At 65.7% G+C, this 14,606-nt stretch carries 6 protein-coding genes; 2 read left to right on the top strand and 4 right to left on the bottom strand.

From position 1 onward, the window contains the following. The first annotated feature begins 292 nt into the window (after positions 1 to 292). Positions 293 to 1,630: a polyamine export protein PaeA gene (gene paeA / locus PMO31116_RS16100; protein ID WP_150567611.1), complete on the top strand. Its 1,338-nt coding sequence runs from the start codon at positions 293 to 295 to the stop codon at positions 1,628 to 1,630. Here the strand turns inward: paeA and recD are convergent. From recD to recC, 3 genes are read right to left on the bottom strand one after another with little or no spacing between them, the layout of a single operon-like run. Next, a complete protein-coding gene (gene recD / locus PMO31116_RS16095) occupies positions 1,590 to 3,770 on the bottom strand; it encodes an exodeoxyribonuclease V subunit alpha (RefSeq protein ID WP_150567610.1) in 2,181 nt (726 codons plus the stop codon). The two genes, paeA and recD, sit on opposite strands and share 41 nt — an antisense overlap. Then, positions 3,767 to 7,609, bottom strand: a complete 3,843-nt coding sequence (recB, locus tag PMO31116_RS16090; protein ID WP_150567609.1) for an exodeoxyribonuclease V subunit beta — start codon at positions 7,607 to 7,609, stop codon at positions 3,767 to 3,769. Before recB ends, recD begins: the two co-directional genes overlap by 4 nt. Continuing rightward, entirely contained in the window at positions 7,606 to 11,022 is a 3,417-nt protein-coding gene (recC, locus tag PMO31116_RS16085) for an exodeoxyribonuclease V subunit gamma (RefSeq protein ID WP_150567608.1), read from the bottom strand. The genes recB and recC overlap by 4 nt, the downstream gene beginning before the upstream one ends. A gap of 266 nt (positions 11,023 to 11,288) precedes the next feature. On the opposite strand from recC, the gene PMO31116_RS16080 reads away from it, so the two are divergent. Further along, a complete protein-coding gene (locus tag PMO31116_RS16080; RefSeq protein ID WP_150567607.1) occupies positions 11,289 to 13,511 on the top strand; it encodes an FUSC family protein in 2,223 nt (740 codons plus the stop codon). 65 nt (positions 13,512 to 13,576) lie between these two features. On the opposite strand, the gene PMO31116_RS16075 is transcribed toward PMO31116_RS16080, so the two are convergent. Next, positions 13,577 to 14,215 carry a response regulator gene (locus PMO31116_RS16075; RefSeq protein ID WP_150567606.1) on the bottom strand — a complete coding sequence of 213 codons (639 nt, stop codon included), beginning with the start codon at positions 14,213 to 14,215 and terminating at the stop codon, positions 13,577 to 13,579. Positions 14,216 to 14,606 lie beyond the last annotated feature (391 nt).

Raw genomic sequence — 14,606 nt, 5'->3', positions numbered from 1 at the left:
CGACGCATGGCGTGTCCCATTACGCTCACGACGGCAGGATCGCCTGTCGATACGGCCCCGACTTATGGCATGCTATCGGACAGCGGTACAGCCCGAACGGCTGACGCGGCCCGCCAGACGGCAGGACCGACCCCGGGCGCACAGTGCGCGCCCAGCCCGAAGGCATCTCAAAATGACGGCCCCCACGGGCCTTGTTTTGAAATGTCTCCCTGCCACCGGACCCTCCCCCGTGCGAACCGGTCCGGCCTGCGTCGCGGCCAGGTACCGCCATCGCACGTTCAGGGAAAACAATATGAGTGGTTACGGCTTTCTTTTCAGTATCTTTCTGTTGGTGCTGGCAAGCGCCTTCTTTTCCGCCGCAGAGATCTCGCTGACCGCCGCCAAGCGCACCAAACTTCAGGTGCTCATGGAAAAAGGCGACCAGCAAGCGGTGAAGGTGCTTGCGCTCAAGGAGCAACCCGGCAATTTCTTCACGGTCGTGCAAATCGGCGTGAACGCCGTGGCCGTGCTCGGCGGCGTCCTCGGCGAGAGCTTCCTCACCGGCTATCTGTTTGCCTGGATTTCCCCGTTCGTGGATCAGGCGCTGGCCTTGCGGCTCTCCGGCATCGGCTCGTTCCTGTTCATCACCATCGCCTTCATTCAGTTCGCGGACCTGATCCCGAAGCGTCTTGCAATGGTCAATCCCGAGCGCGTCGCCACGGCCATCATCGATCCGATGCTGCTTTGCCTGAAGATTCTGCGCCCGCTGGTGTTCGTCTTCAACGGCGTCGCGAACCTGTTCCTGCGCATCTTCAAGCTGCCGACGCACGCCATCGAGAACATCACGTCCGAGGACATCGCGGCGATGGTGGGGGCCGGGGCACAGGCCGGCGTGCTGCGCAAGCAGGAGTTGCATCTGATCGAAAACGTCTTCGAGCTCGAGTCGCGCACGGTCGGATCGGTGATGACATTCCGCGACGACGTGGTGTACTTCACCATCGCCGAGGACGAGCGCAGCATTCGTCAGAAAATCACCGAAAGCCCGCATTCGAAGTATCTCGTCTGCCGCGATGAAATCGACAACGTGCTCGGTTACGTCGACTCGAAGGATCTGCTCCAGCGCATTGCCAGCGAAGACCTGTCGAGCGTCATCCGCAATCTGGATCGCCTTTATGCCAAGAAGCTGCTGGTGATTCCGGACACGTTGAACCTGTCCGAGGCACTTGCGCGCTTCAAGGAAACCCGCGAGGGGTTCGCCGTCATCATCAACGAATACGGCCTCGTCGTCGGTGTCGTGACACTCAACGACATTGTCGGTGCCCTCATGGGCGACGTTGTCCACCCCGCCGACGAGGACCAGATCGTGCAGCGCGACGAGTACTCCTGGCTCGTCGACGGCGTAACGTCGGTCGAAGACGTCAAGAAGGCGCTTGGCATTGACGAATTGCCGGGCGAAGGTGAGTTCGAGACCATCGCCGGCTTCATGATCTATCAACTCAAGCGCATTCCGAAGAAATCGGAAGCAACGGAGGCCGCCGGCTACAAATTCGAAGTGGTCGACATCGACAACTACAAAATCGACCAGTTACTCGTCACGCGCCTGGGCGCCGTCACGGAAGCCGCGATGGCGGCGGCGAAGCCGGCATCGTAGCCACCACCTCGCGCAAGCGGTCGGTCAGGCCACCGTCGCGCTGCGTCGGCCGCGCAATGGCAGATGCGATGACCGGCCACGGCGCATAAAGCGCGGCTTGCCGGCGGGCACGCGTCACGCCCGTATAGATCAATTCCCGCGAGAGCACACGGCTCGCCTGCTCGGGCAGTACGATCGCGACGCGATCGAACTCCGAGCCTTGCGACTTGTGAATCGTCATCGCGAACGCGGTCTCGTGCGCGGGCAGGCTTGCCGGCGAGTAAAGTCGGTAGCCGCCGTCCGGCGTGGCGAACGCCACACGCAGCGTATGGGACGGACCGAGCGGCAGGGCTATGCCGATGTCGCCGTTGAACAGGTTCAACGCGTACTCGTTCTGTGTGACCAATACCGGACGCCCCGCAAACCATGCCCCGCCCCCTGCCCCGAGGGCAACCCCCGCGCGTCGCGCCAGCACGGCCGTCAGTTGCGCGCCAAGGAACTCCACGCCGCGGCGTGCGCCGCGCGTGGCGCACAGCACCCGGAATTGTCCGAAGGCGGCGAAAACCGGTTGCGCGACCATGGCGATGTCGGCCGCACTCGCCGCCGCAGGGTCGCCGAGCCGATCGATCGTCTCGAAGGCCTGCGTCAACGCCTCGAGGTAGGCCGAATAGCCGTCGGCGAGCGCGTGGAGACTCATTGGCGACAACTGGACGCCGCCATCCTCGGTCAGCGTCACCCTGTCCGCTCCCGCCATTTCCGTCATTTCCGCCACCTGAACGGTGTCCGGCGCGACAAACTCCTTGCGCGCCTCGATGACCTTGCCTGCCTTGATGGCGCTAGCCAGTCGACCAATGGCCGAGTGGGCGCCGAAACGATAGGTCCGCTCGAGCCAGACCACCGCATCTTCAAGCCCGCGTGCGCTCTGCGTGCTCGCCGCTTTGGCATCATCGGCAGTGGCGTCGCCACCGCCTTGACCGTGCGCACGAGGCCTGGCCAACGGGCCCGTAAGCGGTGGACGATCCTGTGGCCACCCCAGCGCGTCGAGCAGACGCGAACGCATCTGCGGCGAAAATGCACGCCGCGCACTCAGTTCACCGAAGACCGCCCCCGCCTCCACGGCGGCCAACTGGTCCTTGTCACCCAGAAGAATCAGGCGAGCGTCCTCCGGCACGGCTTCCAGCAGTTGCGTCGCCATCGACAAGTCGATCATCGATGCCTCGTCCACCACGATCAGATCGTAGGGCAGCGGATTGCCCGCATGATGCCGGAAGCGACGTCCGACCTGATCCGCGGACTCGGGGAGCACGCCGAGCAGACGGTGCAGGGTGAGTGCCGCCTCGGGCAGCGCCTGACGTACGGTCTCGGGCAGGTCCTGGCGCGCGGTGAGCGCCTCCTGCATGCGTTGCGCGGCCTTGCCCGTCGGCGCCGCCAGCGCAACGCGAAGGTCGGCATCGCGTTCGAGCAGACAGGCGAGCAGACCGACCACGGTCGTGGTCTTGCCTGTGCCAGGACCACCGCTGAGCACCACCAACGAGCGTTGGAGCGCAAGCGCGGCGGCCGCCATCTGCCAGTTCGGCTCCGGTTGTCCATCCGCCCCCGTCAGCATCCCCTCGCCGAAGTATCGCCGCAAGCGCGCACGGTCCTCGGGCGTGACGGTCGCGCCCTGCCCGGACGAGAGCTTGCGTCCGAGCGCTGCCGCCAGGCGCGCTTCGTAGCCGTAATAGCGTGCCAGATAGAGACGATCACGCTCGTCGAGCAACAGAGGGAACGCCCCGGCCGGCGCATCGGTCGTCGACGCGCCGGTCGACGCGATTGTTGGCGCAGCGTTCGTCAAGGCATGCGCCAGGCTAGCCCGGGCGCACAGACCACTGGCGAACAGGGCTTCTCTCCAGACGGCCAGCGCGGGGGCATCGCCAGGAAACAATTCGCCGCTGGCCTGAGTATCGAGCAGGTCCCCCAGGGGCACGCACACGTGACCTTCGGCAGTCGCGAGGCTCACGGCAAGCGAGGCGCGCCAGACGTAGCGGCACATGACCTCGTCGGCGCCGTTGCCTTTGGCAAGCAGGGCCATGCGGCGAGCGAAGCCCTGCGCGAGACGCACGACGCCGCTGTCGGCCTGCGCCCCCGGCGGCGTCTCGGCGGTGCGACGCAGATCGTTCATGCGCCCTCCCCATCGGCCGCCAGCGGGGCCGGTCGCGCGTCCAGCGCCAGCGCCTCGGCGAGCGCGGCGTTGTCTCCCGCGGCGAATAGCCGATCCAGCGCGTTTACCATCGCGAGCGACGGCTTGTCGAAGAAGACGCCGGGGACATCGTCACCGGCCAGATGGGCGGTGGCCCAGTCGGGCCTCACGCCCCGAACGAAGAGGTAGAGGCTTCCGCCCATGTCACGGTCGTAGTCGTAATCGGGCAAACGGCGCCGCAGGTAGCGATGCAACGCCAGTGTGTAGAGCAGATATTGCAAATGGTAGCCATGCTCGGCCATCGCCTCGCGCAAGCCCTCGGCACCATAGTTCTCCGGGGCGGTGCCCAGGTAGTTCGACTTCCAGTCGAGAATCCACCACTGTCCGCCGTGACGGAACACCAGGTCGATGAACCCTTTGAGATAGCCGCGCAGCACCGTGGCGTCAAGTGGCAGGTCCGGATAGCCGAACTGTCGCAGCAAACCTCGCAGTGCTTCGAGCGAGACGGCATCGGCCGGATAGGTGAATTCCATTTCGGTGAGTCGCTCGGCCAGCGACACGTCGGCGAGCTGCATGCCGGGCCTCAGTGGCGTGACGAGCGTGTCGGCGAGCATGTTCATCATCATGGCGCGCCAGGTGTCGTTGCTTTCGGCGCCGCGGCCGGGCGGACGCTCGCGCAATGCACGCGAGACGGCGTGAGGCCACTGCGCGCGCGACTGGAAATCCGCCAGTTCGAATACCCGGTGCAGGCTCTCGCCGGCCGCGGGACCTCGCGGAAAGCGAAGAATGTCGTCGGACGGCGGCCAAACGTCATCGCCTTCCGGCGGCAAGGCAAACGTCGGCCCCGCGTTGGCCTGCGCGTCGTAGTCGGGACGCGTACGCTCAGGCGCGCTGAGTTGTCCGCCACCCAGTTGCGGCCCAGTGTGCATCCCGGCCAGCAGGCCCGAGAAGCTACCGATGCGCCACGCTTCACGCAATGCACGTGAGCTGGTGCGCGTGGCGAGCTCGGGGGCCGCCTGATGCGCAACACGCGTGCCCGCGTCAAGCGCATCGCCGGTCGGCAATGGCACCACATCGAGCGGGCCGCCGACCAGGGATTTCCATGCTGCCCGGATGGTCTGCACCCGTTCGTCCGTATCGATCGTCGACGCGATCCACGCGTCGAACGCGATCCCCTGCCCGGCCGCGAGCCAGTTGAGCATGCCGCCGCAAGCTTCCTTCACGCTGCGCCGCGACGAGTAAATGCCGGCGGCCAGATAGCAACGGTAAACCGCGCGTGTCAACGCAACGTAAAGCAGTCTCGCCTGCTCTGCCGATTGCTCCTGCCGCAGCGCGGCGGCGGCCGGCGAACCCTTGCCCGCCGCGTCGGTGAAATCGATCACTGCCGTCGGTCCGTCGTGATACTCAAGTCCGTCGAGACCACCGCCGTCGCGCACCGCGCCGTCCCACAGGAACGGGCAGAACACCACGCCGTACTCCAGGCCTTTCGATTTGTGCACGGTCACGATCTGAACCAGGTTCTGGTCTGACTCGAGACGCAATTGCGCTTCCTCGCCACCGCCGGCATTGCGCTGCGAGGCCAGCCAGCGCAACAACGCCGGCATGCCCGGCTGCTCGGCCCAGCGCGCCTGCGCCAGCTCCGCCAGGTGCATGAAATTGGTCAGCCGTCGCTCGCCGCCGGGCTGCGCCACCAGACGCGCCGCCAGCCCGAGTTCGCGCATGAGCGTACGCCACATCGCCGAGAAGCCCCGATCCGCCCATAGCTGCCGATATCGCTGAAGTCGCTCGATCCACGCGATGGCCTCGGCGTCGGACGCCTCGCTCGTCTGCATGCGATACAGCGCGGTGGCATCGAGACCGAACAGTTCTGTCGCCAGCGCCGAGCGCAGCGCACGAACGTCGCCCGGCGACTCCACCGCTCGCAGCACCCGCAACAGGGTTTCCGCCTCGTCGCTCGCGAATACGGAGTCCTGCGTGAGTTCCACGCTGCCCACGGCATGTTCGGCAAGGCGCGCCTTCATCAGCGCCCCCTGACGGTGGGTCTGGACGATCACGGCAATATCTCCCGGCGCGAGGGGACGCTCTCCAACGAGCACGTCGCCACGCGAGGCACCGGACAGCAAGCGCGCCACCTCGGCGGCGGTGGCCTTCGCGCAGGCTTGCAACGCATCGTCCTTCGACAGCGGCTCGTCATCGTCCGGCAGCCACCAGACCGTGAAGTCGGCGACGTCCCGCACGTCGGCGAGCGCAGGGCGACGCCGCGCGCCCGGCCGCACCGGCGGATACTCGAGCCCTTCGAGCACGAACGCCCGGTCGTTGGCACCGAACAGACGGTTGCCGGCGTCGATGATGGCCGGCGTCGAACGCTGATTGACCGCCAGCGTGTATGCGGCGTCGGCGTTCTCGCGCGCGGACAGATAGGTGTGCAGATCGGCCGCGCGGAAACTGTAGATGGCCTGCTTCGGATCGCCCACCATGAACATCGGCCCGCGTCCCTGCGCCTGCGAGGTTGACGTGCGGCGTCCGTAGATGGCGCTGAAGATCGCGAACTGCAAGGGATCGGTGTCCTGAAACTCGTCGATCAGAGCGCAGGGATAGCGCTCTCTCAGGGCGTCGGCCAACGCCGGATGCTGCGTGAGTGCGCGCGCAATGTTGCCGAGCAGGTCGTCGAACGACACCACACGCAACTCGCGCTTGCGAAGCGCCAGTTGCTCGGGCGCCTGCGCCAGCCAGTCGCGCAGGATTCGCAGCCATTGCATGGCGTAGCGTTCGTCGGCGTCGGCGCGCGCACGAACCAGCACATCCGCCATGTCGAAGAACCGATGCTCGGGCGGCGCCTCTCCCTTCTTGATGTCCCTGGCCAGACGTGTGCTCGTGAGCAGTTCGGCCTTCTGCCCGAGCAGCGCGCCGACGTCGCCGGCCGACAGGTACCGGCGCCACGCGGCAACTGCCTGGGCGAGCGACCCTTCGTGATAGATGTTCTTTTTATACGACGGCAGCGCGGCGCGCATCAGATCGGCGATGACGGTGGCTTGCGCCTCCCAGCATTCGCGCGCGGCCCCGTAGGTCGCGAGCAAGGCGCTGTCTGGCGATGTCTGGGCCGCGTCGACTGCGGGCGGCCAACGCAACGCCGACATCGGCTTCTTCAAACGGCGTGCCAACTGGTCGGTGAGCGTGCCCGGGGACCGTTTGCGATCGACGAGCCACGCCGCGAAGCCGTCGTCCTGCGACGCGAGCGGCTCGACAACCCGTCGCCAGTACTCCACAGCCAGATCGTGGCGCACACCGTTGTCGTCCGGCACCAACTCGTAGGCAAATGGCAGCCCGGCCGCGAACGGGACTTCCGCCAACGCCCGCTGACAGAATCCGTGAATCGTATGAATCGACGCCTGATCGAACCCGCGCAATGCCGTCTGAAGACAGTCGCGTACCGCTTTCGGCGTCATCTCGCCGCGTTCGATCAGCCCGGCGATCATCACGCTGAACAACGGGTCGTCGCTGGCATTGGGATCGAAATCTTCGAACCGCTCCACCTCATCCACGTCCTCGTCATGCCAGTCGTTCAATGCCTCATCGAACACCGGTGCCATGGCGGCCACCAGTCCGGCCAGGCGAGCGCGAATCCGCTCGCGCAGTTCGGCGGTCGCGGCATTGGTGAAAGTCACGACGAGAATCTGCTCGACCGTCAGTTGCTTCTCGAGCAACAGCCGAACGTAAAGTGCGCAAATATTCCACGTCTTGCCGGTGCCGGCCGACGCCTCGATCAGGCAGACGCCGTCGAGATCGCATCCGAACACGTCGAGGTCGATGAGCTGCGTCATGCGCCCTCCACGACTTCGAGATGTTGAACCACCGGCCCGAACACGGTATTCGCGAGCAAATCGAAAGGCGTCGCCAAGGGATTCTCCACGCCGCGCCAAAGTAGCCGTGTGTAGGGATCGTCGGCATCACCGCGCGCGAACGCCGAACCTTGCCAGGCGCTCTCGGCCTCGGCGGCCTTGCCGGTGCTCGCCAGCTTCCACGCGCTGCGTGCAAAAAACGGTAGCGGGCGCGTCTGCCCCAGCCGGTACAACGCCACCCATTGGGCGAGCAACGTCGCCGCGTCTTCCACGGGACGAAGCGCGAATGTCTCGTCCTCGCCGTACCACAACGTTCTTGGCGCCACCTCCAAACCGGCATGGGCGCCCTGCTGCAAATGCGCACACAAGGCAAGATGCGCAAGCCACGCGGCGAGCAGATCGCTTGGACGCATGCTGCCATAGCGATACATCACCAGGCCGTAACGCGAAACCGGTGCGAGCCGCCCTTGCAGCAAACACTGCGCCGAAAGGGTCGCGTCACCGTGCCATGCCGCCGGCGTCGATGCCTTCCACGACGGCGGCAGTGCGGGCGTCAACGGCAGCGTCACCATTAGCTCCTGCGTCCCTTCAGCCTGGGCCTCGCGCACCTTCGCCGCGAGCGCGCGCAAACCGCCCAGCTCGCGTCGTCGCCACACCGCCCCGGTCGCGCCGCCCGGCAACTCGTGACTCACGCTGGCAATTCGTTCGATGGCGTCGGCAGGACGGCTGGCGTCGCGTGCATCGTCGCGCAGCAGTCGCGGCAGCAACCGGGCCGCCAGCGCATCGCGGCCCGCCCAATCCAGCACGAACGGCTCGTCGTCCTCCACTTCAGTGAGCATCTCCCCAAGCGACAGTCCCAGCCTGTCCCTTGCCCACGCACGGCCCGGATGCCGCCAGAAGCGGAGCAAGTCGTCGAGCGTCAGATGGGTCTGTGCCACGGCGGGCAGTGCTTCTCGCACGAAGGGCGCCTCGGGAGCGTCTGTTGCGGGCAACGCCAGGGGCTCGGCCAATGCCTGTGCGGCCTCGCCGTTGGACGCGTCGTAGCTGAAGAGGGACGCATCGCGACCGTCGAAATATGCCGGGGAAAACGGCTGTAACGGATGCAGCACGATCAGGGCGTCGCGCGCCTCGCGCTGCGCCTCGAGCGTGTACCCCCCGGCTACCGGCGCGAGCAGCTGCCCGATGAAATCGAGCAGTTCGTCGACCGCGGTGGACGGCGGGAGCGGCGCGTTGTCGCGCACGCTGCGCCCCGTATAGGTGATGAGAAAACGATCCTGGGCGCTGAGCATCAGGTCGAGGAAGAGGTTGCGCTCGTCGTCGCGTCGTTGACGATCGCCTCGCTGCGGCAAAACGCGCATCAGGTCGAACTCGTCGGCGCGTACGCGCCCCGGGAGTACGCCGTCGTCCATGCCGATCATGCACACCACGCGGTAGGGCAAGAGGCGCAGGCTCGGGATGGCGGCGAACGTCACGCGCCCAGAGGGCACGCCGCCGCGCGTGGGATCGTCGAGGGCGTCGGCCAGCACGCGGGCGACCACTTCGACCGGCACGCGAACCTCCGGTGCGCCGTCGGCAATGGCCGAACCGATCTGTTCGATCGCCATGCGCACCTCGGCCACATCGTCGGCAAAACGCGGCTCGTCGGAAAAGAACTGCTCCAGCATCGCGAGCAACTGATCGCGCCACTCAAGCCCGGTGCGCTCGGTCTGCAGCGCAACGGACGTCATATCGAGATCGTCGATCAGGCGCGCCAGTTGGCCAAGCAACTCGGCGCGACCGCCCTCGATGCCGCCGACCGGCAACCAGTCGTCGACCGGCAGGGCGTCATCCGGCAGCGCGTAGCCGAGGAACAGCCGCATCATGGCGTCTCCCAGCGTATGACGCTCCAGCGCGGGTGCCGCCGCCCCGTCGTCGACGGCGGCCTGCCGCGGCGCCTCCAGGCGCAGCAGCGCGTCGCCGCGCCAGCCGCGACGGGCACCGGCGGCGTGCAGCCAGTTCTGGATGGCGTCGAGCACATTGCCCCCCAGGTCATAGCGTTGCGCCACGGCTTCCGTGCGCGCCAGTTCCACGAGACTCGATGCCGCGACCCGCTGCTGCGGCAACGCCAGTATTGACGCGAAGGCGCGGGCCACCGGATTGGTGCGGGTGGGCGGCAGCCCCGTCACGAGATAGGGAATGCGAGGGGTGGCCGTCCCGAATACGGCATCGATGAGCGGCGCCGCGCGCCCCAGATCGGGCACGGTGACGAGCACGTCGTCGGGCCGAAGATCGGGAATCTCGTCGAAGCATGCGAGCAGCCGGTCGTGCAACACCTCGATCTGGCGCGCCAGACTGTGGCACACATGCACCTGCACCGAACCATCGGCACCGACCCCCTGCGGGGTGCCGTGACGACCGTCGTCCAGCGTGAGGATGCCGTTCTGCAAGGCAGCGAGCAGCGTCGGGGCAGGATTGGGTTGAAACAGCGCCCGGTCTTCGATCGCTTGTGGCGCGAGATCGGCATACAGCGCGTCGATGTGGGACTGCGTCTGGCGGCCCCACTCGGCGAGCAGGGGATGCCCCACCTCCCGGTGCGCCGCGCCCTCGCGACGCGTGAGATACGACAGGCGCGACGGCGGGACGATGTCGAACCAATAGCTCTCGCACGGGTTGAGGACGTACAGATGGACGTCGATCAGGCGAGACATCGCCTTGAGCAGGGCCATCGACAACGGCGGCATCGACGACAGTGCGAACACCGACACGCGCCTCGGCCAGCCATGAGGCACCGTCTCCTGCGTCAGTTGTTCGATCCGGTCGATTGCCCGGAGCGTGGGATGACGCTCGCGGATGTCCAGATGCGCCAGCACCTTTCGCCACAACGCACTCTGCCAAGCTTCGTCGTCACGCTGCACCTGGCCCCAGCCCGGCGATGCGCACGCATCGATGGGCTCGCCGGCCTGCCAACGCTCGAGCCAGTTCGGCCGGTAGGTCAGATACTGGTCGTAGATGTGCGCCAGCCGCTCCGCCAGTTCGAAGCGCATGACGTCGTCGGCGCCTGCCAGATAGCCGGCCAAACGCGGCGAGTTCCTGACCCACGGCTGGGCCAGGCACTGGTACAGCGGCCAGACGAGCCGGTCCGGCGCGAACGGCGAACTCTCCGGCACCGTGAGCAGCTTGCCCGCCATGTCCCAGAGCCACTGGGCGAGATAGGTCAGCCGGACGTTCGCGCACACGCCGAAGACGTCCGCGTAGTCCAGTTCGAGCCGGCGCCGCACCGCCACGCTCGGCACGACGATGGTTTCCGTGTCGAAGGGATTCCCGGCGGCGTCGCCCTGGCCGGGAGACTGCGCGAGATCGCGCAGCAACGCGGCTTCGAGCGTGGTGAACCGGTTGGAAAAGAATAGGTGGAGCATGCGGGCGTGGCGGCTGATCGGGTCTGTTCGCAAGCATAGCAAATGGCCTGCCGCACAGCCCATCGGACGGATCCTGAATTCCGCCCCTGCATGCGTGACGCCTGCCGACTACACCGCGCATGCGCGCATTGGCGCACGTTGGCGCAACGCGTGTAACCGGCGGTATCCCCTCTTCGCGGCGCGCGGGCCTTCGGCTAGACTCTCTGTGCGCCGCGCCGTACCCCGTCGCGCGGCCGCCTTTGCTGCGGAACCCTCGCACCCGACGCATGGACTACCAGACCGATATCAAGAAGTTCCTCTATAGCCACTACTTTTTCAGCGGCACCCGTCAGGCAGTGGGTGTCGTGCTGCCCGCTCTCGTATTGTTCTGGGGCATGGACCAGCACCTGCTCGGTATCGAAGTCGCCTCCGGAGCGCTCTGCGCGAGCGTGGTCGACATCAACGGGCCGCTGCGACACAAGCACACGGAGCTGCTCAGTTGCACGCTGCTCGGCGCCCTCACCGTCCTCATCACCGGCATGGCCACGGCCGCCCAGCCATGGCAACTGTGGATCACCACGTTGATCCTGACGTTCGGCCTCTCGATGCTGGTCGTGTATGGCATGCGCGCCTCGCTCGTGAGCTTCGCCTGCCTGATGATGATGGTCCTGAATGTCGAGGCCGATCTCACGCGCCATCAGGCCGTGCTGGACGCGGGCGCCGTGCTCGCGGGTGGGCTCTGGTACACCTATTTCAGCCTGGTCGTATGCCGCATCTGGTGGTTTCGCATCGAACAGCAGACGCTCGCGGAGAGCTTCTTCGTCACCTCGGAATATCTGGCGGCCAAGGCAGCCTTTTACGATACCTCGACCGACATCGACGAGTGCTACCGGCGCCTGATCGCCGCGCAGGTCAATGTCGTGGAAAAGCAGCAGGCCGCGCGCGAGATCATTCTGCGCAACCTGCCGCGTCTGCGTACCGGCACGCTCGAGCCGCGCCGCACGATGCTGTTCAACCTGTTCATCAACATCGTCGATCTGCACGAGACGGTAGTTTCGGTGCACACCGACTACCCGATGTTGCGCCGCGAATTCGCGGACAACGACGTACTGCTGTTCTTCCGCGACATGGTGCGCAAGATCGCGAACGAGGTGGATGCCATCGGCTACGCCATCGCCACGAACGAGCCCTCGCGGGCGCAGCGCAGCTGGCGGGCCGAATTTCGGGCCATCGAGTACGAGATCGAGTTGATGCGCAAGCAGCAGTTGCCGCAGCGCTCGCCCGAGGCCTATCAGGCGCTCACCAGCACCTTCCGTCGTGTGTGGAGCGCCACGCGCATTGTGGAGCGCATGCATCGCAATACGGATCTTTCCACGGCCGGCACGGCCACCGAGGTGCAGATCGATCAGGCACTGCTGCGCTTTACCTCGCGCCAGAGCTTTTCGCCGAAGCTGCTTTGGAAAAACCTGACTTTCTCGTCGCCGAGTTTTCGTCATGCCCTGCGCGTGACGATTGCCATCACGGCCGGCCTGATCATCTGCGAGAACTGGTCGGTGCTCGCCGGTCAGGCGCACAGCTATTGGGTGCTGCTCACCATCATCGTGATTCTGAAGCCGGGCTTCAGCCTGACGAAGCAGAAGAACGCCCAGCGTCTGACGGGCACGCTCGTGGGCTGCGTGAGCGTGCTGGTCATTCTCTCGTTCGTGCAAAAGTCCTGGGTGCTGCTCGCGCTCATGTTCTTCTGCATGGTCATGGGCAACAGTCTCTCGCTCTTCAACTACGGCCTGTCGGTTGTCTTCATGTCGTCGTACGTGTTGTTGCTGTTCCACTTCCTGCTGCCGGGATCGCTGTCGGTCATCGGCGAGCGCGCCATCGACACGCTGATCGGCTCGGCGGTCGCGCTGGTGTGCTCGTACCTTTTCCCGTATTGGGAGTACCGTCTGATGGGACCGCTCATTCGTCAGGCCGTGCAGTCCACCCGAGCTTACCTGGAAGCGAGCGCGGGGCGCGACGGCAAACGCGACGACCTGGCCTATCGCATGGCGCGCAAGGACATGCACATCGCATTCGGCAATTTCGGCGCGGCGTTCAAGCGCATGATGCTCGAGCCGAAGTCCAAGCAGGTCTGCGTCGGGGAACTGAACGATTTGCTGGTGCAGAACCACGTCATGGCGTCGTACATCACGGGCATGGCGGATGTGCTGCCGCGCAGGATCGCGGCGGACAAGAGCGGCGAGCTCGAGCAGGTGGTCTCGGCCATCAGCGATCTGCTGTCGCAGGCGGTGGCCGCGCCGGCGGCGTCGGTCCCGACGGACGTGCAGGCCGCGACCGAGGCCATGCGCGATTACACGCGGCGTCTCGATGCGCTCGTCGTGGCGCAGGAACAGCAACCGAATGCGTCCGAGGCGCAGGTGCAGGAAATCAAGCAGGTGGTGCATCAACTCAAGCAGATGCTGCGCGCCGGTGAGCTGATTCTTCGGGACATGCGAGGGATTCGTCTGCCCGCGTGACGCGCAGCCGCCACATGTCACGCGTCGCCCCCCCCGGCGGGAGGGCCTGGGCATGGCCCGCGGCGTCAGGCAATGCCCGAGCGCGTGGCGTAGTGATAGAGATCAACGTCACGGTCGAGGCCGAGCTTGCGCATGGCGTTGGTCTTCTGGGAACTGACGGTCTTGACGCTGCGGCTGAGCTTGAATGCGATTTCGCTGATGGTGAGCCCCGAGACGAACAACCGCACCACTTCGACTTCCCGTCCCGAGAGTTTCGTCGCATCGATCTCGGTCTCGTCGGCCACGGCGTCGTGCAGTCGCGTTGCCAGTCCCGCCGGGATGTAGCGGCTGCCGTCCGCCACGACGCACACGATGTCGGCGATCGAGCTTTGCTCATCAAGCTTCGAGAGAATCGAATGCACGCCCAGCTTGAGCATGCCGCGCAGTATCGCCAGATTCTCCAACATCGTCACGACGATGATCTTGATGTTGGGAAAGTAGCGGCGCACGTAACCGATGAGAAACAGACCATCCTTGAAATGGCCGCCCGGCATCGAGAAATCGGTCACGAGAATGTCGCACGGCGCCCTGGCCAGCAAGGTCACCAGTTCCGACGAATTGGCCGCTTCGCCGACCAGATGAATCATTTCGCGCTCTTCGAGCAGGCGTCGTATCCCAAAGCGCACAATCGGATGGTCATCCGCGACCACGACATTGATCGTCATCCCTGTCCCCCTCCTTATTCGTCATCTGGCAGCCCCGTAGTGGCCGTGCGCGCCACATACCATGCACGGTGGGTGCCCCGCGTCTGCCGTCGCCACGAAGCGGGATCATTCTGGCAAAAAGCGGTCGTGCCGATCGGGTGGGAAACGTCACATAGTCACGCAGGCCGCCTGACCCTGCCACGCGGCGTGCTCATCCCGCGCGAGGCCCACGTGCTGCCCGATAGAGCGGTAACTGCCGTCTAACTGCTTGACGCGACTCGCACGGAGATGAAATAGCTCAGACACGCGGTGCCCGAGTCTGTGCTACTCGCGTCACCGGCGTTCGGCGGTTTCGCCGGGCGCGCTTACCGCATTCCGAATGCGAAGTTCGGAAATTACTTAAACACCGGAG

Origin of the sequence: Pandoraea morbifera (assembly GCF_902459575.1) — a bacterium.
GTDB lineage: Bacteria > Pseudomonadota > Gammaproteobacteria > Burkholderiales > Burkholderiaceae > Pandoraea > Pandoraea morbifera.
This window is presented reverse-complemented; position numbering and strand designations above follow the sequence as displayed.